The 19473-nt window shown below is 67.9% G+C and carries 19 protein-coding genes; 15 read left to right on the top strand and 4 right to left on the bottom strand.

Annotated elements, in window-relative coordinates; translation table 11 throughout:
* The first annotated feature begins 122 nt into the window (after positions 1-122).
* The 7 genes from RH90_RS11020 to RH90_RS10990 all read left to right on the top strand — a co-directional run bounded on the left by RH90_RS11020 (position 123) and on the right by RH90_RS10990 (position 6398).
* A complete protein-coding gene (locus tag RH90_RS11020; protein WP_010185703.1) occupies positions 123-1610 on the top strand; it encodes a PAS domain S-box protein in 1488 nt (495 codons plus the stop codon).
* A gap of 121 nt (positions 1611-1731) precedes the next feature.
* The gene (locus RH90_RS11015) at positions 1732-1989 is read left to right on the top strand and encodes a GlsB/YeaQ/YmgE family stress response membrane protein (protein ID WP_010185702.1); all 258 of its coding nucleotides are present in this window, start codon (positions 1732-1734) and stop codon (positions 1987-1989) included.
* 61 nt (positions 1990-2050) lie between these two features.
* Positions 2051-2653 (top strand): general stress protein, encoded by a 603-nt coding sequence (locus RH90_RS11010; protein ID WP_010185701.1) that lies wholly within the window; start codon positions 2051-2053, stop codon positions 2651-2653.
* A gap of 22 nt (positions 2654-2675) precedes the next feature.
* A complete protein-coding gene (locus RH90_RS11005; protein ID WP_010185700.1) occupies positions 2676-2984 on the top strand; it encodes a hypothetical protein in 309 nt (102 codons plus the stop codon).
* 84 nt (positions 2985-3068) lie between these two features.
* Positions 3069-4334 (top strand): NRAMP family divalent metal transporter, encoded by a 1266-nt coding sequence (locus tag RH90_RS11000; RefSeq protein WP_010185698.1) that lies wholly within the window; start codon positions 3069-3071, stop codon positions 4332-4334.
* A 68-nt stretch (positions 4335-4402) separates the two neighbouring features.
* Positions 4403-4798 carry a (R)-mandelonitrile lyase gene (locus RH90_RS10995; protein WP_010185696.1) on the top strand — a complete coding sequence of 132 codons (396 nt, stop codon included), beginning with the start codon at positions 4403-4405 and terminating at the stop codon, positions 4796-4798.
* 49 nt (positions 4799-4847) lie between these two features.
* Positions 4848-6398 carry a cryptochrome/photolyase family protein gene (locus RH90_RS10990; RefSeq protein ID WP_010185695.1) on the top strand — a complete coding sequence of 517 codons (1551 nt, stop codon included), beginning with the start codon at positions 4848-4850 and terminating at the stop codon, positions 6396-6398.
* 58 nt (positions 6399-6456) lie between these two features.
* Here RH90_RS10990 and RH90_RS10985 read toward each other — a convergent pair whose 3' ends face one another.
* From RH90_RS10985 to RH90_RS10975, 3 genes are all read right to left on the bottom strand, one after another.
* On the bottom strand, positions 6457-6678 hold the full coding sequence (locus tag RH90_RS10985) for a hypothetical protein (RefSeq protein WP_232280343.1): 222 nt from the start codon (positions 6676-6678) through the stop codon (positions 6457-6459).
* Positions 6679-6756: 78 nt separating this feature from the next.
* Complete coding sequence (locus tag RH90_RS10980) at positions 6757-6960, bottom strand: DUF5818 domain-containing protein (RefSeq protein WP_010185693.1); 204 nt, start codon at positions 6958-6960, stop codon at positions 6757-6759.
* 4 nt (positions 6961-6964) lie between these two features.
* Positions 6965-7519: an HdeD family acid-resistance protein gene (locus RH90_RS10975; protein WP_010185692.1), complete on the bottom strand. Its 555-nt coding sequence runs from the start codon at positions 7517-7519 to the stop codon at positions 6965-6967.
* Between the two features lie 311 nt (positions 7520-7830).
* Here RH90_RS10975 and RH90_RS10970 point away from each other — a divergent pair, with 311 nt between their 5' ends.
* The 8 genes from RH90_RS10970 to RH90_RS22090 all read left to right on the top strand — a co-directional run bounded on the left by RH90_RS10970 (position 7831) and on the right by RH90_RS22090 (position 18232).
* Positions 7831-8640 (top strand): MIP/aquaporin family protein, encoded by an 810-nt coding sequence (locus tag RH90_RS10970; protein WP_010185691.1) that lies wholly within the window; start codon positions 7831-7833, stop codon positions 8638-8640.
* Positions 8641-8655: 15 nt separating this feature from the next.
* Positions 8656-10143, top strand: coding sequence for a glycerol kinase GlpK (gene glpK / locus RH90_RS10965; protein WP_010185690.1), 1488 nt, complete (start codon positions 8656-8658; stop codon positions 10141-10143).
* A gap of 500 nt (positions 10144-10643) precedes the next feature.
* Positions 10644-11783, top strand: a complete 1140-nt coding sequence (locus RH90_RS10960) for a TIR domain-containing protein (RefSeq protein WP_010185689.1) — start codon at positions 10644-10646, stop codon at positions 11781-11783.
* A gap of 5 nt (positions 11784-11788) precedes the next feature.
* Positions 11789-13849, top strand: a complete 2061-nt coding sequence (locus tag RH90_RS10955; protein WP_010185688.1) for a serine/threonine-protein kinase — start codon at positions 11789-11791, stop codon at positions 13847-13849.
* A gap of 24 nt (positions 13850-13873) precedes the next feature.
* The gene (locus tag RH90_RS23950; RefSeq protein ID WP_198283404.1) at positions 13874-14995 is read left to right on the top strand and encodes a hypothetical protein; all 1122 of its coding nucleotides are present in this window, start codon (positions 13874-13876) and stop codon (positions 14993-14995) included.
* 34 nt (positions 14996-15029) lie between these two features.
* Positions 15030-16454, top strand: coding sequence for a trypsin-like peptidase domain-containing protein (locus tag RH90_RS10945; RefSeq protein WP_010185686.1), 1425 nt, complete (start codon positions 15030-15032; stop codon positions 16452-16454).
* 10 nt (positions 16455-16464) lie between these two features.
* Entirely contained in the window at positions 16465-16962 is a 498-nt protein-coding gene (locus tag RH90_RS10940) for an FHA domain-containing protein (RefSeq protein ID WP_010185685.1), read from the top strand.
* 10 nt (positions 16963-16972) lie between these two features.
* Positions 16973-18232 carry a PP2C family protein-serine/threonine phosphatase gene (locus RH90_RS22090; RefSeq protein ID WP_010185684.1) on the top strand — a complete coding sequence of 420 codons (1260 nt, stop codon included), beginning with the start codon at positions 16973-16975 and terminating at the stop codon, positions 18230-18232.
* On the opposite strand, the gene RH90_RS10930 is transcribed toward RH90_RS22090, so the two are convergent.
* Complete coding sequence (locus RH90_RS10930; RefSeq protein WP_037492736.1) at positions 18220-19257, bottom strand: hypothetical protein; 1038 nt, start codon at positions 19255-19257, stop codon at positions 18220-18222. The two genes, RH90_RS22090 and RH90_RS10930, sit on opposite strands and share 13 nt — an antisense overlap.
* Positions 19258-19473 lie beyond the last annotated feature (216 nt).

Raw genomic sequence — 19473 nt, 5'->3', positions numbered from 1 at the left:
GGCCTCCGCCCGCACGATAGGGCCCGCCATTCGGCACAGCGGCCGATATCGTGACGCGATTTGGACTTTTCGGCGGCGGTCGCGTTGTCGGGGCTCCGCAACCGAAGGACGAGGCAAATGCGATGGCCGCAGCGGCGAAACAGGACCAGCCCGATCGGCAGCAGCTCCACCGCATCGTCGAAGGCCTGAGCGACGGCGTCATCCTGATCGAGCCCGACGAGCGCATCGTCTGGGCGAACGCCGCCGCGTTAGCGATGCACGGCTGCACGCGGACCGCCGAGCTCGGCGACACGATACAGGCCTATCAACAGCGTTTCGAGCTGCGCCTCCGCGACGGCCATAAGCTCCCCGCCACCGCCTATCCGATGGCCCGGCTGTGCCGCGGCGAATCCTTCGAAGACGTGATCGTCGATGTCCGCCGCACGCACCAGAGCGAGCCCGATTGGGTGCACCGCGAGCGCGGCTTCGTGCTCGATCGCGACGGCAAGCCCGATTGCCTCGTGCTGATCATCGGCGACGCCACCGAAGCCTTCGAGGCCGAGGAACGCTTCGAGAGCATGTTCAACGCCAACCCCGCGCCCGCGCTGATCGTGCGGCTCGCCGATCTGCGCTACGTCCGCGTCAACGAGGGCTTTCTCGAGCTTTCGGGATGGGAGCGCGACCAGATCGTCGGGCGCTCGATGTACGAGTTCGACATCCTCGCCCAAGCCGCCGAGAAGGACAAGGCAACCGCGCGACTGGCAAAGGGCGACTGCATCCCGCAGATGGAGGCCGACCTTCCGCTGCCGAGCGGCGACGGCAAGCTCGTCCTGCTCGCCGGGCATCCGGCCGAGATGCCCAATAACGAGCCGTGCATGATCTTCACCTTTGCCGATCTCGAGCCGCGCCGCCGCGCCGAACTGGCGCTGCGCCAGAGCGAGGAGCGGTTCGCCACCGCATTCCGCTTCGCGCCGGTACCGATGGTGCTGACCAGCCTCGACGGGCACCGCATGCTCAACGTCAACCACGCCTTTCTCGCGCTGACCGAATGGGGCCATGACAGCGTGGTCGGGCGCAAGCCGGCCGAGATCGAACTGTTCGAAAGCAGCGCGACGCGGCGCGAGATCGAGAAGAAGGTCGCCGAAAGCGGGTCGTTCCGCGGCTATGAGGTACAGATCAAGACGCGTACCGGCGCGCTCGTCACCTGTCTCGCCTCGGCCGAGACGGTGTCGATCAATGGCCAATACTGCATCCTCGCGGCGTTCCAGGACATTAGCGAGCGCAAGCGCACCGAGCTCGATTTGATCGCCGCGATCGAAAGCGCGATGCAGGATTCGAGCTGGCTCAGCCAGAAGATCATGGACCGCCTCGCCGACCTGCGCCGCGGCACCAGCGAGACGAAATCCTCGACCCGCGCAGTCGAGCTGACGCCGCGCGAGCGCGAGGTGCTGGCGCTGATCACCCAGGGCAAGGCCGACGATGCAATAGCATCGGCGCTAGCGCTGAAACGCACCACCGTCCGCAACCATGTCGCGCGCCTCTATGCCAAGATCGGCGCGCACAGCCGCGCCGAGGCGATCATCTGGGCGCGCGATCGCGGGCATCAATTGGGACTCGATACGTCGAACTAATCGTCGAAATGGGTGCCGATGCACCTATCGATCGGGTGCCCGCGCATCTTTGGCGCCCCCGCGCGCATGCCTAATTTCCTAAGCGTCCCGGACAGTCGTCCGGTGTGAGAGGAGAATTCGCATGTCCATTCTTGCCTGGATCATCCTGGGTCTCGTCGCCGGCTTCATCGGCAGCAAGATCGTCAACAAATCGGGTGAAGGAGTGCTGCTCGACATCGTGCTCGGCGTCGTCGGCGCGGTCGTCGGCGGCTTCCTGTTCAACCAGTTCGGCGCCGCCGGTGTCACCGGCCTCAACGTCTACAGCCTCGTCGTCGCCGTCATCGGCGCGATCGTCGTGCTGGTGCTCTATCATCTCGTCGTGCGCGGCACGACGCGCTGAACCTTCCCCGACCTTCCCCCCACACACCCGGCCGATCCACGGCCGGACACAGGAGCGTATCATGACCCAGACCCTCACAGGCCTGTTCGACAATTACGACGACGCACGCCGCGCGGTGCAGGATCTCGAAGCCGCCGGCGTCGCGCATCGCGACATCAGCATCGTCGGCCATGACAAGCGCAATCCCGCTGGTGATGTCGCCGACCCCGCTGCCGAGGATGCGGGCGCAGGCGCCGGTATCGGCGCCGCAGTTGGTGGCGTCGGCGGCCTGCTCGCCGGGCTCGGCCTGCTCGCCATTCCCGGGATCGGCCCGGTGGTCGCGGCCGGCTGGCTCGCCGCGACCGCAGCGGGTGCAGCCGGTGGTGCATTGGTCGGCGCGGCCGCCGGCGGTATCGTCGGCGCGCTGACGCATGCCGGCGTCCCCGAGGAAGACGCGCACGTCTATGCCGAGGGCATCCGCCGCGGCGGCACGCTCGTCACCGCCAAGGTCGACGCGCCGCTCGAAGCGACCGCGCGCCAGATCCTCAGCGACGACCGCACGGTCAACCTCGGCGAGCGCCGCGAGGCGTACCGGTCGCAGGGCTGGAACCGCTTCGACGACACCGCGCCGGCCTATTCGGAAACCGAAATCGCTGCCGAACGCGCCCGCTACGACCGCGTCTGAACCGAACACGAAGGAACACATCATGCGTATCTCGACCCCTTTTCTGCTCGGCGCGGCGCTGCTCGCAGCCCCCGCGCTCGCGCAGACCGCGCCGGCCAAGAACAACATTGCGATCAAGGACGCGCACACCGTCAATGACGGAAGCGCGCAAAGCGGCGCCAATTCGTTCACCCAGGCGCAGGCGCGCGCGCATATCGCGAAGTCGGGCTTTACCGGCGTCTCGGCGCTGACCAAGGACCAGGCCGGCGTATGGCGCGGCACCGCGCGCAAGGGCGGCCGCTCGGTCCATGTCGGGCTCGACTTCAAGGGCAATGTCTCGACCGGCAACTAACCGACGCACGGCGGCGGCGCGACTTTACCTCGCCCGCCGCCGCTGCCACGGTTGCGTCCGTAACGACTGAGAACGAGCGGAACGATGAACCTCAAACGACGCCTGCGCTCGATCGCGCTGTTCCAGCAGCTCGGCCCGGGTCTCGTGACGGGCGCCGCCGACGACGATCCGAGCGGCATCGCGACCTATTCGCAGGCCGGCGCGCAATTCGGCTTCGGCCTGCTCTGGACGATGCTGCTCACCTATCCGCTGATGTCGGCGGTGCAATTGGTCAGCGCGCATATCGGCCGCGTCACCGGCTGCGGCCTCGCGAAGAACATGGGCGACCTGTTCCCGCGCTGGCTGGTCACCGGGCTGGTCATGCTGCTGTTTGCCGCCAACACCATCAATATCGGCGCCGACATCGCGGCGATGGGCAATGCCGGGCAATTGGTGGTTGGCACCAACGGCCATCTGCTGACGATCGGCTTCGCCTTGCTGTCGCTGCTGCTCCAGCTGTTCATTCCCTATCGGCGCTACGCCAGTTTCCTCAAGTGGATCACGCTCAGCCTGCTCGCCTATGTCACCTTGGTGTTCATGGTGAAGATCGACTGGGCCGCCGCCGCGACCGGGCTGGTCGTGCCGCGGATCGAGGGACGCAGCGCGGTCGTCACCGTCGTCGCGATCTTCGGCACGACGATCAGCCCCTATCTCTTCTTCTGGCAGAGCGCGCAGGAGGTCGAGGAAGTCGCGCAATCCGACGACGCCGCGCCGCTCGTCGATGCGCCGTGGCAGGCGCGTCGCGAATTTCGCCGGATGCGGATCGACACGCTCGCCGGCATGGCGATCTCCAATATCGTCGCGCTCGCGATCATCATCGGCACCGCCGCGACGCTGCATGCGGGCGGCCACACCACGATCGGCTCGGCCGCCGATGCCGCCGCCGCGCTGAAGCCGGTCGCCGGCAAGTTCGCCTTCCTGCTGTTCGCGCTCGGCATCATCGGCACGGGGTTGCTCGCGGTACCGGTGCTCGCCGGTTCGGCCGCCTATGCGATCGGCGAAAGCCGCGGGTGGAAATGCGGGCTCGAACACAAGCCGTGGGAGGCGGTCGGCTTCTACGGCGTGGTCGGGCTCGCGACCTTGCTCGGCATCGCGATCGACTGGTCGTCGATCGATCCGATCAAGGCGCTGTTCTGGAGCGCGGTGATCAATGGCGTCGTCGCCGTGCCGATCATGGCGGCGATGATGCTCGTCGCGCGGCGCCGCCGGACGATGGGCAAGTTCACGATCGGCCCGCGGCTCTACGCGCTCGGCTGGATCGCGACCGTCGTGATGGCCGCGGCGGTGCTCGCGATGGTGTTCGTTCAATAAGCGGCACACGCCCTATCGGCGCGTCGCAGGGCGGCCTATTCTCCGCGAACCCTTTGGAGCGTACCACCATGCAGATCACCCGCAGCGGCGACACCGCCTCGGCCGCCGGCCCGGCCGACTATTTCACCGGACACGTGCGGATCGACGCGCCGTTCAAGGGCAGCGGCGGCTTGAGCGGCGCGACCGTCACCTTCGAGCCCGGCGCGCGCACCGCTTGGCACACGCATCCGCTCGGCCAGACGATCCTGATCCTGAGCGGGCTCGGCCGGGTGCAGCGTGAGGGCGGTTCGGTCGAGCACGTTCGCCCGGGCGACAGCGTGTTCTTCGAACCCGGCGAGCGGCACTGGCACGGCGCTTCCCCCGATTGCGCGATGAGCCATATCGCGATCGCAGAGGCGCTCGACGGCAAGGTCGTGGACTGGCTGGAACAGGTCAGCGATGCCGAATATGTAGGGGCCGACTGACCCGCTGGGCGATGCATCCGCTGGTCGCGCGAGGCGTTGAGGCGGGCATATGACGATTCTCATTCCGATCCTCGGCGATCAGCTCTCGCATGGTCTCGCTTCGCTCCAATCCGTCGCGAAGGACGACGCGGTCGTGCTGTTGATGGAGGTCGCCGACGAGACGACCTATGTCCGCCATCACAAGCGCAAGATCGCGCTGATCCTGTCGGCGATGCGACACTTCGCCGACGAACTGCGCGCCGACGGATGGACGGTCGATTATGTCGAGCTTGACGATCCGGCCAATAGCGGCAGCTTCACCGGCGAAGTCGCGCGTGCGGTCGAGCGGCATCGCCCCATTTCGATCCGGATCGTCGAATCGGGCGAATGGCGCGTGAAGACGATGATCGACGGCTGGGCCGAGCGCTTCGGCCTCGCCGTCGATATCCGCCCGGACGATCGCTTCGTCTGCGGCATCCTCGAATTCCAGACCTGGGCGCAATCGCGCAACGATCTGGTGATGGAATATTTCTACCGCGACATGCGCCGCAAGACCGGCCTGCTGATGACCGCCGAGGGCAAGCCCGAAGGCGGGCAATGGAATTTCGACGCCGACAATCGCGCCCCGCCGCGCGGTGGGTTAAACTATCCGCAACCGCTGCACTTCGCGCCCGATGCCTGCACAACCGCGGTGATGGAGCTGGTCGCCGCTCGCTTTGCGGGCCATTTCGGGCGGCTAGACCAGTTCGGCCTGCCCGTCACCGCGGCGCAGGCGCGCGAGGCGCTCGCCCATTTCGTCCGCACCGCGCTCCCCGATTTCGGCACCTATCAGGACGCGCTCGTGACGGGGCAGGACTGGCTCTACCACAGCTGGCTGAGCCCCGCGCTCAACCTCGGGCTGCTTACCGCGCTAGACGTCGCGCAGGCCGCTGCCGACGCGTACGCCGCGGGCACCGTGCCGCTCAACGCCGCCGAAGGCTTCATCCGCCAGGTGATCGGCTGGCGCGAATATGTCCGCGGCTATTACTGGCTAGAAATGCCCGACGCCGCGAGCGCCAACGCGCTCGACGCGACGCGCCCCCTCCCCGATTTCTACTGGACCGGCAAGACCGAGATGCTGTGCCTCGCCGAAGCGGTCCGCAACACGCACGACAATGGCTATGCGCATCACATCCAGCGGCTGATGGTGCTCGGCAATTTCGCGATGCTCGCGGGCGTGCGGCCGCAGGACGTCGCCGACTGGTTCCTCGTCGTCTATGCCGATGCGTATGAATGGGTCGAACTGCCCAACGTGATCGGCATGAGCCAGCATGCCGATGGCGGGCGGCTCGCGACCAAGCCCTATGCCGGCGGCGGCGCCTATATCAACCGCATGTCGGACCATTGCCGGCGCTGCCGCTACGACGTCAAGCAGAAGACCGGCCCCGACGCCTGCCCGTTCAACGCGCTCTATTGGGATTTCCTCGTGCGGCACGAGCGCCGCTTCCGGCGCAATCGCCGGATGACGACGATGTATGCCAATTGGGACCGGATGACCCCTGCGGTGCGCGAGGCGTATCGGTCGAGCGCGGCGGCGTTTCTCGAAACGCTCGTTCCCGCGGAGCCAGGCTGGGCGCGCTGATCGAAGTCAGCGGCGGCGGCCCACGCTCGCCGTCTGCCGCGCGCCCTCCGGCCAGGCGCTAGCTGCCGCCTTGCACCGTGAGATCATCGGTCGAAACCGCGTCGATATCTTCGGCGTCGGACTCGCCATCCCCGCTCGCTGCGGATTCGGGCCGATCGCTCTCGCGCGGCGCGGCGGGGCCGCCGGCGGCATCGTCCATCGGCGGCTGTTCGGGCGGAATGATCTGCTCGACCGCGACATCGGTCGCATCCGCGGCGGGCTGGCTACGATCGTCGGACATCATTCTCTCTCCTCGTCTGTCCACGCATCAACGCCCGAACCGACGACCAGACCCAAATCGATCCTCGAAGCGCGAGATTTAGAGGGCGCTGACGCCCTCGACGCTGACCACGCCCTCCGCGATCAGCGTCCCGATCAGGCGGACGCGCTTCTCGACGTGATCGACCGGCACGCGCTGGAGATGCAGCGTGTACCACCCGCCGCGATCGCGCTGCAGGATGAACGCTGCGCCGTCGCGGGTGAGCGTACCCGTTTCATCGACCGGCTGCGCCGCGAACGCCATCGTGTCAGACCAAAGTCGCCGCCGGCTGCCCGTCGCGCATCGCGATCGCCGAGGCGATCGCGCCGATGCCGCCGATCAGCAGGCTGATCGCAAGCAGCGTCCCCGGCAGGATCAGCCCCGACACGGGCAGCGACGACACGATCCACAGCATCAGCACGACGTTGACGACGCCCATCGCGATCAGCCAGCCGCGTCCGCGCCGCACCCGCGCGAAGCCCCAATAGAGTTCGAGCAGGCCCCGCGCCCCGAGCCAGATCGCGATCAGGAAGGTCAGCGAGATCGCCCCGCTCGCCGGCGCGAACAGCAGGTACAGGCCGACCAGCAGCGACAGCACGCCGAACAGCAAATCGTACATCCGCCGCTCGCCGCGATGCCGCGAGGCGGCGATCAGCGCCAGGATGCCCGAGGCGGTGACGAACAGGCCGGCGAGAATCGAAGCGGTGATCGACGCCGAGACCGGCCAGGCGAAAGCGAGGATCGCGAGCAGGATCTCGCCGATCCCGAACGCCAGGACCCAGACCCAGCCAGAGGTCTCGCTGTGCACGTGCGTGGTGGTCATCGTCGCATCTCCCTTGAGGCCTGTTGAACGGAACGCCAGCGTTACGGTTCCACCGCGAGGCGGGCTGCGCGTATTTCGACCGAGCCCTCGCTTCGCCGCGCGTTTCGACCGGTCGCGCTGCACTCCAAGGCTGCGGGTGCGATAAGCAGCGACAGGGGAATCGCGTTGCCCTAGACACTCGGGGGAAAAGTCCAGATGTGCGGGCATACCGTCGCTGCACCCGCGGAGAGCGTCATGATGCCAGTCGAAAACGCCGAACAGTCGAGCTCCCAGCGCCGGCCTGTCGCGCTTCCGTTGCGCTTGGACCGCCAATGACCCCGTCGCAAAAGGCCTTTCTCGGCGAGTTGATCTCCGAAGCGGTCGCGATCGGCATCGTGATGACTTTCGGCCTGTCGGTCGCCGCGATGTACACGCTCTACGATCCGAGCCCGTACAAGACCGCCTATTGGGGCGTCTGCATCACCTGGGGCATGGCGGTCTCGCTGTCGATCTACATGACCGGCGCGGTGTCGGGCACGCACGCCAATCCCGGCGTCACGCTGGCGCTCGCTTTGTATCGCGGCTTTTCGTGGAAGAAGGTGCTGCCCTATTGGGCCGCGCAACTGGTCGGGGCGTTCGTCGGCGCTGCGATCGTCTATGCGCTGTATTACACCGTCATCGATCACTTCAACCTGACGCAGCACCTCACCCGCGCCGAGGGCGGCGCCGCGGGGGTGTTCTTCACCGCTCCCGGCCTCGCGATCACGCCGATGAAGGGCTTCATCGACGAGATCATCCTCACCGCACTGCTGATCTTCGGCATCTTCGCGATCACCGACGAATTCAACACCATGGCGCCGCAGGCCAATTTCGGCGCGATCGTGATCGGGCTGCTCGTTGCGGTGATCGGCGCCTCGGCGGGCTATCTCGAGGCCTGGGCGATCAACCCGGCGCGCGATCTCGGCCCGCGTTTCTTCGCCTGGCTGATGGGATGGGACAAATCCGCCTTCCCCGGCCCCGGCAATTACTGGTGGGTGCCGATCGCGGGGCCGTTCATCGGCGCGGTGATCGGCGGCGGCGCGCAGCATCTGCTGATCCGCCCCTTCCTGCCGCGCAACCGGCCCGCGGCGGGTCCGCAATAATCTAGGAGAGCAAGCGTGAGCGACACCATCATCCTGGCGATCGACCAGGGCACCACCTCGACCCGCAGCATGACCTTCGGCACCGACGGCGTGCCGCGGCAGACCGTGCGGCGCGAGTTCGAGCAGCATTATCCGCAAGCCGGCTGGGTCGAGCATGATGCCGAGGACATCTGGCGCGACACGCTCGCGACGATGCAGGCCGCGGCCGAGGCCGATGGCGGAACGATCGCCGGGATCGGCATCACCAACCAGCGCGAGACGGTGGTGGTGTGGGACCGCAAGACCGGCGAGCCGGTCCACAACGCGATCGTCTGGCAGGACCGCCGCACCGCCGCCTTGTGCGCGCAGCTCAAGGCCGACGGCAACGAGCCGCTCGTGCGCGCGCGCACCGGGCTGATCCTCGACCCGTATTTCTCGGGCACCAAGCTCAAATGGATCCTCGACGAGGTCGACGGCGTGCGCGCCCGCGCCGAGCGCGGCGAGCTCGCCTTCGGCACGATCGACAGCTTCCTGCTGTGGCGGCTGACCGGCGGCAAGGTCCACGCCACCGACGCGAGCAACGCCTCGCGCACCTTGCTGTTCGACATCCACAAGGGCGCGTGGGACGCCGATCTGCTCAAGCTGCTCGACATCCCCGAAAGCCTGCTGCCCGAGGTCAAGGACAACAGCACGATCTTCGGCGAGACCGCGCCCGAATTGCTCGGCCGCAGCGTGCCGATCGGCGGCATGGCGGGCGACCAGCAGGCCGCCGTCGTCGGCCAGGCGTGTTTCGAGCGCGGCGACGCCAAATCGACCTATGGCACCGGCTGCTTCGTGCTGCTCAACACCGGCACCGAGGCGGTGACCAGCAAAAACGGGATGCTGACGACGATTGCCTATCAGCTGAACGGCGAGATCACCTATGCGCTCGAAGGCTCGATCTTCGTCGCCGGCGCGGCGGTGAAGTGGCTGCGCGACGGGCTCGGGCTGATCAACCGCGCCGCCGACACCGACGACATGGCGACCAAACTCGACGGGAATGACGGCGTCTACATGGTCCCGGCGTTCGTCGGGCTCGGCGCGCCGCATTGGGACCCCGCCGCGCGTGCGTCGATCACCGGGCTGACCTTTGCCGCGACGGGCTCGCACATCGCGCGCGCCGCGCTCGAGTCAGTCGCCTATCAGACCGCCGATCTGATGAACGCGATGGTCGCCGACGGCGCGCGCGACGCGCGGCAAATCCGCGTCGATGGCGGGATGGCGGCGAACGACTGGTTCTGCCAGTTCCTCGCCGACGTGCTCGACACCGATGTCGTGCGTCCCGCCAATATCGAGACGACGGCGGCGGGCGCCGCCTTCCTCGCCGGCATGGCGGTCGGCGTCTGGAACGGCCCGGCCGACATCGCCGCGGCATGGAAGGAAGATCGCATCTTCACACCCGCGATGAACCAGCAACAGCGCACCGGCCTGCTCGAGGGATGGCAGGAAGCGCTGGGCCGCACGCGGTCGCACACGACCGCATGACGCGCCGCGCGGCGACCCTGCCCGTCATCGGCAGCCGATCGCTCGGCGGCTGATGCCGGCGGCGGGTCGCGCCGGCCCGGGCTGATGAACGAGACCGTGCTCGATCGGCAAATCCTGTCGCCGACCATGCCGGGTCGCACGATCTCACCCAGCATGCGCACGCCCGGTTTCCCGCACCCGATGCCGTGTGGGCGGGTCGGCGATCACAATCCTGGCCATGCCGTTGCCTTTCCGGCCTGACACTCCGACGGAGTGCGCGGGTCGCGTTCATATACATAATCATTATTACAAAGATATTAATTAGTATTCATCGATCAATATATCAAATAGTTTACCGGATGCCCGACATCCCATTCGCGAAATACGGTAGAAATACCGAAGATTTGCTTTAGTCTCTTCTATAGCGATTCGGAGGGGGCCTCGACATTGCGGACACATGCGCGATCTCGTCTTAGAGAAACACTCGCACCCGGTATGATTTTTCGAACCGGCTAGCGATCATGCGCCACCGCGTCTTCATCAGCCATTGCGCGAAGGATGCCGATGTCGCGAACGATGTCTGCCGCCGAATCGAACGCCTCGGCGTCGGATGCTGGATCGCACCGCGCGATATCGTGGTCGGAGAGGATTACGCGGTGCGGGTGATGGATGCGATCGAACAGTCGACCGTCTTCGCCATCATCTTGTCGCGCCACACCAACACCTCGCATTTCGTCAAGGCCGAAGCCGAGCAGGCGTTCAATTACAAGATCCCGATCTTTCCGCTGCGGATCGAGGATATCGAATTCGACCGGGGATTGCGGCTGTTCCTCAGCATCGTCCACCGCGTCGATGCCTTTGGCGCGCGCCGCGGCGAAGGGCTTGATCGCTTCGTCGATGCCGTCGTGGCAAAGGTCGCGAAAGGCAAGCCACGCGCGCAGCAGCATAGCGGGACCGATTGGGCCGCGATCGCGCGCGCGATCGGGCCGGGCGCGCGCGAGTATATCACGCAGTGGAAACGAATGGACGAACGCCGGACCGGGCTCGTCTGGACGTGGGAAGCCTTTCTGGGCGGCCCGATCTGGCCATTCTATCGCGGGATGATCGGGTTGGGCCTCGTGCTGGTCGCCTTCGTCGCGGTGATCATCGCGCTCGGCGCGCAGGCGCTCGCCTCGGCGGAAGGCGCGCTGGCGGGGCTCGTCGCCAGCTGGCTCCTCGCGGCGCTGATCACCGCGACGGCGGGGTCGGCGGTGTATCGGCGGCACATCGACGCGGTCCTCGTGCGGGGTCGCGCGCCGACGCAGGCGGCGCGATCGCTCTGGATGTCGGGCGCGGCGATCGCGTTGGTCGCTGTGCTGGCGGTGGCGGTGCAACGCGGCCTGCCACAACCGCAATCGACTGCGCCTGCCGAAGCCACACTCGCCGCGAATGCCGTGTCGGTCGTGCAGAGCGGCGGCGCCAAGATCGGATATCCCGATCCGGTCCAGGCCGCGCTCCAGCACGCGCAAGACATCCAGAACGCGATCGAGGCGGCGCAGCTCAACGCCGCGCTCGCCGCCGACAATGATACGACCGACACGATCAACACCGACACGATGTCCGCGGCCACCGCGACGCCGCCCGGCGACGATGCGAGCGAACCGTCGGACAACGCGATGTGAGCGAGATGGTCGACACGCTCGAGCCCGGCGGGATGGTCGCCGACTATCGCATCGATACGGTGCTCGGGTCGGGCAGCTTCGGCGTGACCTATCGCGCGCACGACGTCGCGCTCGCGCGCAGCGTCGCGATCAAGGAATATATGCCGGTCGACTATGCGCGGCGCGATGCGACGGGCGCGGTGATCTCGCGCAATGCCGAGGCCACGCCGACCTTTGCCTGGGGGCTCGATCGCTTCACCGACGAGGCGCGCACGCTGGCGCAGTTCAACCACCCCAACATCGTCCGCGTGGTCCGGCTCGTCACCGGCGTCAACGGCACCGCCTATATCGTCATGGAACTGCTCGACGGGATCAACCTCGAGACGCTGGTCGAACGCGACGGGCCGCTCGACCCCGCGGTGTTCCTTTCGGTGTTTCGCCAGATCCTCGACGGGGTCGCGGCGATCCATGCGCTCGGCATCCTGCACCGCGACATCAAACCCGCCAATATCGTCATCAAGGGCGAGACGCCGGTGCTGATCGACTTCGGCGCGGCGCGCGATCTGGCGACGCAGCGCAAGGCGGGGTTCAGCGCGCTGGTGACCGACGGCTATTCGCCGCTCGAGCAATATTCGCGCGAGCGCGAGCAGAACGCTGCGTCCGACATCTATGCGCTCGCGGCGACCGGCTATTTCCTGTTGACCGCGCGGATACCCCCCTCCTCCGCCGCGCGCTCGGCAGGGGATGCGCTCGAACCGATCGCGACCGCGCTGCACGGTAAGCTTCCCGCCGACGTGCTCGCCGCGATCGACGCCGGCCTCGCGCTCAAGGCGGACGATCGCCCGCAGACGATCGACGCCTGGCTGAAGATGATGCCGTCGCTCGCGGAGGCGAAGGACATCCCCGTCGTGGTCGATGCGACCGGGCGGCGGGTGAACCGGCGCGCGATCCTGATCGCGGGCGCCGGGCTCGTGCTCGCCGGGGGCGCGTCGGCGGTGCTGTGGACGCGCGACACCGCGGTCAATGCGAGCGCGCGACCGCTCAAGGCGGGATGGAGCAAGGTGATCGCGCCGCTCTACAACGAGCCCTATGGCGCGATCGTGGCGACCGCCGACGCCGCGCTCGTCGCCGCGCACCGCTTGCAGGACGGCACCGAGCACATGCTCGCGCTGCGCATCGGCGACGATGGCGGCGCGCGCGGCAGCTTCGTGCTCGACCGGCCGAGCTCGCGCGCGCATGCGATTCTGCCGATGGCCGACGGCGGCGCGCTGGTCGGCGGCGAAGTCGATGGGCAAGCCGCGCTGGTCCGGCTCGACCGCGACTGGCGGCAGCTTTGGCTGCGATCGTATCAAGCGGGGTCAATCAGCTCGATCATGAACCACGCGGACGGCGTGATCGCCGGGCTCGAAGGGCCGGAGAGTTCGGGGAGCGCGAAGCTGCTCTTCCTCGATCCCGCGGGGGCGCTGCAGAGCGATGTGACGCTGCTCGATCGGCAGGGCGATTCGGTCCAGCGCATCGTGCAGCTCGGCGACGGCGCGATCATCGTGCTCGGCCAGCGCCTAGAAACCCGCACGATCGGCGGCGCCGCGCGCGAAGGCGCCAGCCTGTGGGTCGCCGAAGTCGCCGCGACGGGCCAGGAACAGTGGCGCGTCGCCGAAACGGGCCTCGGCGTCGCGCAGGGCTGGGATCTGATCGAGGCGGGCGGCGACATCTTCGTCACCGGCCGCACCAGCAGCGACGGCGCGGCGCATCGACTGCTGCTGATGCGGCTCGATCGCCAGGGCAAGAAGATCTGGCGGCGATGGGACTATTCCGGCGCGCCATCGTCGGGGCGCGGCTTCGCGACGCTCGGCGAGCACAGCCCGGCGCTGTACCTCGCAGGCTGGGCGGGCGACCCGCGGCATCGGCGGATCAGCCAGATCGCGGCCGACGGGACGCTGGTGTGGGACGATCTCGACGCGACGCCGGCCGGCGCGGGCGGCAGCGGTAGCGGCATCGCGCTGCGCCCGGACGGAACCGGCTTCCTGCTCGGGCTCGCCACCCAGGGGGCGAACGATCTCGTGCTGACGCTCGGGCGATTGCAATGAACAGGCGAAACCAGGGGGGCGGACATGCGCAGGGATAGGGTATTTCGGACCGTTTCGACGATCGTGCTCAGCCTTGCCCTGACCAGCGCCGGGGTGCCGGCGAGCGCCCAATCGGGCAAGCCGATGACCGCGGCGGAGGCCAATGCGCAATCCGCAGCCGAGGCCGCCGCGCGTCAGGCGGCGCTCCAGCCGCCGCCGCCAGCGCCCGCGGTCGTCGAGGAGACGCCGAGCGCCCGCAAGGCACGGCTTAAAGCCGAAAAGGAGGCGGCAAAGGCCGCGGATAAGGCCAGGCGCGACGCCGAGCGCGCCGCGCGGCCGAAAAGCGACACGAGCAACAAGGTCGCGGCGTGCCTCGGCGGCGCTGCGGTCGGCGCGGTCGCCGGGTGGTTGCTCGGCAGAGGCAGCACCGGCGCGATCCTCGGCGGCGCGGCGGCAGGCTGTGTTACCGGCTGGGCGCTCGGTGCCGCGCTCAAGGGGCAGGACAGCAAGAAGCTGACCAGCTACGTCGCGTCGGACTATGCCGAGCGCGACGATCTGGCGACCGACAGCTGGACCGCGCCCGAATCCGGGCAGCCGATCATGCTCAAGACGCTCGACACGAGCTACAAGCCGATCGATCACCAGGTCGGCGTCGCCGGCGGCGTCGCCTTCGATCCCGCCAACATCCGCGTCGCGATCGTCAAGATGCGCGTCACCGCGCCGGTTTCGCTGCGCTCGAGCCCGTCGCTGACCGACGGCGACAACGTCATCGGCGACTTCGCGACGAACGAGATCGTGCGCGCCTATGGCACGACGAACGACGGGGAATGGACGTATCTCAGCGAGCCGCAGGCGGACGCGAGCGACCTGGTGATCGGCTATGTCCGGACCGCGCAGCTCTCACCGCAGCTCAATCTGCCACGCGCCGCGCCGGTGCAGATCGCCAAGGCAAAGCCCAAGGCCAAGGTCGCGCCGCGTGTCGGGACGCGCGGCAACGGCGGCCGCACCAAGCCGGCCCCGGTTCCGCTGCAAGTCGCGACCGCGCCGAGCGCGCCGATCCGCCAGGTCGCGTTCGCCGCGCCGACGCGGTGCAAGAACATTCAGGCGACCGCGCTCGGCAAGTCGGACCATCAAAGCGCGTGTTCGGGGGCGAAGAACGTCGCGTGATCGCGCCGCGATCGGGATTTCAAAGGGGGCATCGATGAAGAGCTGGAACATCTTGCGTCTCGGGATTGCGGCAATGGGCGCCGCACTCCTCGCGATGGCACCCGCCGCGGGGCAGCCGGGCGACGACACGCACCTCGACGGCGCGATCGACAGCACCGTGCGGATCCGCGGCGATGCGACCGGGCAATCCTCGACCGGCTGGGTCATCCAGGCGATCGACAAGGACAATCGCGCCGGCGCGGCGGTGGTGGTCACCTCGCTCGCGGTGATCGACGGCGCCAAGCAGATCTTCGTGCGCGATCCCAAGACCGGCACCGATTATCCCGCGACCGTGCTCAATTCGGATGCCGACCGCAACCTCACCTTTCTCGAGGTCAAGAACCTGCCGCTGGCGCCGATCCCGATCGCGCACGCCGCGCCGCAGATCGGGCAGGTCGTGTTCGCGCTCGGCTATAATCGCCAGGCCGACGACAGCGAGGAAAAGATGGCGGCGAACGCCTCGGCCGTGCGCGGCAGCCTGTCGCGCGAACTCCAGGGGCCGATCAGCACCGAGGCGCGCGCGCCGGTCAACCAGCTCGAACACGATGCGCCGATGTTGCCAGGATTCGAGGGCGGCCCGTTGCTCGACACTTGTGGCAGACTGGTCGGCATGAACGTCAAGAGCGGCGGCAAGGTGGTGCCGCGCTGGCTGCTGCGGATCGAGACCGAGGCGCGCGTGATGAACGCGCTCAAGTTCGACGAAGTCGTCAAGGCGGCCAATCAATATGGCGTCAAATTCGCTGCGGCCACCGGCTGTGAGGGAGCTCCGGACGCGGCGGCGTCGGACACGGCGCCTGGCGCGCACGCCACCGCGCCCGCGCCGACACCGACACCCGGGGCGATCATCCCCGGCAGCGGCGGTCTCGGCGCATTGCTGCATTCGACCATGTTCCTGGTGGCGCTCGCTTTGCTCGGAACGGTGGCGGTGGTGTTCGGCATCTACACGATGACGCGACGCGACGAACCGGTGGCGGATGTGGTCGCCGACGTCGCCCCGGGATCGCAGCGCGCCGCCAGCCGCCCGGCGACCGAGGCGGTCGCCCCGGTGGCGACCGCAGTTGCCGGCGATACCGGCACGCGCAAGCTCGAAGGCCAGACGCTCCGCCTCAACGGGCGCGGCCCGGCGGGCGAGCCGATCGAGCTGAGCTTCTGGGCGGCCGATCTTGCCGCCAAGCCGGTAATGCTGGGCGTCGGCAGCAATGCCGATGTGCGCATCCCCGACAACCGCGCCGATCACCGCGTATCGCGGCTGCACGCGCGGCTCGGCTATGACGGGCAGCATTTCACGATCGAGGACAACAAGTCGCTGAACGGTACGACGATCGGCAGCCGCAAGCTGGCGGTACAGGTCCCGACGACATTGATGAAGGGCGATACCGTCGGACTGGCCGATATCGTCCTGCAAGTCTCGATCGATTGAGGAGGATGCGATGGGAACGACATTGATCGGCGAGCCGGGCAAGCCGGCGCGCAGCGGGACGACGCTCGCCGGACCGGTCGGCGGCAGCGGGACACGACTCGCCGCGCCCCTGATAGCGGAGCAGGATGCCGACGCGGCGAGCGTCGGCGCGCGCGGGCCGGTGACCGGATGGCTCGTCGTGACCGAGGGGCCGGGCCTGGGTCGGTCGATCGAGCTCGGCTACGGCATGAACATCGTCGGGCGCGGCGCATCCAACCGCGTCGTGCTCGATTTCGGCGACGAACAAATCTCGCAGGACGATCATTTTCGCATTGCCTATGACGGCACGCATCGGCGCTTCCATCTTGTCCCGGGGCGCGGCACCAACCTCGTCTATGTCGCGGGGGCGCCGTTGCTGAGCCCGCTCGATCTCGCCGATCGCGCCGAGCTCGCGGTCGGCGCGACCAAGCTCCGCTTCGTTGCGCTCTGCGGCAGCGACTGGGCCTGGCCGACGACCCCGACCGCTTGATCGTCGGGCGATGACGCACTTCCGCGTGCGGCTCGGCGGCGATGCCATCACCGGCGCGCGCGACGAGCAGCAAGACGCCTTTTCCGCAGGCCTCGCCCTGCTCTCGAATGGCCACAGCGCGAAGCTCGCGGTGCTGGTCGATGGCATGGGCGGGCATGTCGGCGGCGCGATCGCCGCCCGCGTCGCGATCGGCGCGTTTCTGCGCGCTGCCGAGAGCGGACGCTGGCCGACCTTCGCCGAGACGCTGCGGGCATCGCTCGACATCGCCAATGACGCGATCGCCACGCAGGTCGAGCAGGAGCCGCGCTATCGCGGCATGGGCTGCACGCTGGTCGCGGCGATCTTCGACGACGATAGCCTGTGGATGATCAGCGTCGGCGACAGCCTGTTGCTCCGGGTCGGTCCGAGCGCGCTCGAGCGGCTCAATGCCGATCATTCGATGGCGCCGCTGATCGAGGGCGCAGCGGCGCTGGACGGCGAAAGCCCGCAACGGCACCTGTTGCGCTCGGCGCTGACCGGCGGGCCGATCGCGTTGATCGACGAGCGCCGCTATCCGCAGGCGGGCGAAACGCGGATCCTCCTGGCGAGCGACGGGCTGCTGACGCTCACCCCCGCGACGATCCTGCAGACCCTGCTGGAAACGTCGCGGCTCGACCCCGAGCGGCAGGCAAAAGCGCTGCTCGCCGCGGTCGAGGCGCAGGCATCGCCCGATCAGGACAATTGCACCATCATTGTCGTCGAATGCAGCAACCCCGCGTCGCGTCCGCGGCGCGTGCGGCCGGTGATCGGGGGGCTTTTGCTGGTCGGCGGCGCGGTCTCGCTCGGCTATGCGGGATGGAGCATCGTCACCGCCCCCGAGCGAACCGCGATGCGAATGCGCGCGCGATCCCCCGCGACGGTGACGCCGACCGCGCCGGCGGTCCGCCGCGAGGGCTATCCACGCGCGCGCGACGCCGTCGCCCCGATCTCCGCCACGACAATACCGACCTCCGCTGCGACCGTCGCCGCCCCGATAGCGCCCGGCAGGAAGCCCGCGAAACCGCCCCAATCCCCCAGGATACCGCTCGACCTCCAAGCGTTTCTCGGGGATGACAGCGTCGCCGCGCCGCAAGCGGCGGCGCCGGTTAATCGTGTCGAGAGCGCGGCATCGCCCGGAGTGAAGGCATTGCCGCTCCAGACGACGCCGTCACCGTCGCCTTCGGCCTTGCCGCCGCCCCCCGCGCCATCAGGCGCCGCGCAGGCGCGTCCGGCAAAGGATCACGACAAATAGCTGCTGCCGCGCATGTCCCGCACGAAATCGCGCAATTCGCAAAGGCAGAGCCGTTCGATATCGTGGATCAACGTGAGGAAGCCCGCCAGATCGGCCGCGGGCAGTGCATCGGCATAGGCGGCGATTTCGGCATGGTAGCGCGCATAGCGCTCGCGATCGACTTCGACGTTGCGCCCGCGCTCGAGCAACAGCAAGGCCGCGCTCGCGGTGAACAGCAGGAGCGACAGAAAGGTCATCGACGCCGCCGCGGCGTCGGAGATGCCGGTTCCGCCAAGCGCCCAATGCGCGCCGTCGAACAGCAATTGTGCGATCGTCAGCAGCAACCCCGCTGCAAAGAGAAGATCGCCGAACCGCCGCATCGGCCGCAGCTCGGCATCGCGGTCTTCCATCCGGGCGGCGAAATGCTGGAGTTGCACGTTGATGCGCAGATCGGCGTACAGCGTCTTGGCCGCGTCGAGCCAGGCCGGGTGAGTGGCGGCGCCGGGGGCAAGCGGTGGCACCGCACTCTCGTCGCTGGACGGCGTATAATGGAGCACCGCGAAGCCGCCGCCCATCTGAAAGTCGAAGCGCGCCAGCGTGCGATCGGTCTCCTGCCGGATCCGCGACGTCAGCGTGTCCGCCTCGGCGCCATGCGCGAGCAACAGAAAGAGTCGGAACTTGAAACAGCGCAGTCGCTCGGCGCCGAGCCGTGCCGACAGCCAGCGTTCGCGCGGATGCCCGAGCAGCAGAAAACCCGTCGCCGCGATGCCGACCGCGCCTGCGAAAAACCCGATCACCGGCGCCAGCGGCAACGGCCCCGCGATCGGCGCCAGAACGGCCTGATACCCGACCAGCCCCATGCCGACGACCGACGCGACCAAAGTGATGACGCCGCCGACATGGAAGGCGCGCTTCCAGTGGTTCGCGCGGCGTTCATAAGTGTCGAAGGCCGCCGCGATCCGCTCGTTATGGATCAGCGCGTCGAGACCGCTCGTGGTCATGAGCTGCTGCGGCGGATTGATGTCGCGGTTCCATATCTCGCCCATCCGATACAGCCTGACTCGATCGCCAATACCGATCTGTACATGCCACGATCGCATTTTCATTGACAGCGAGATCGAGCGTTTCGCGCGAGATAGGTCGATGTCGCCGAAATACTTCGGATCGACTGCACGCACAGCTTCGGATCGACCGTCCCAGCCCGCCCGAAGCGCCGTGCGGGCGATCTGTATCCGCCGATTGCGCGAAGCTCGCGCGGTATA

Origin of the sequence: Sphingomonas sp. PAMC 26605 (genome assembly GCF_000241485.1) — a bacterium.
Classification (GTDB): domain Bacteria; phylum Pseudomonadota; class Alphaproteobacteria; order Sphingomonadales; family Sphingomonadaceae; genus Sphingomonas.
The sequence above is the reverse complement of the archived record's forward strand: the minus strand, read 5'-3'. Positions and strand labels throughout refer to the sequence as shown.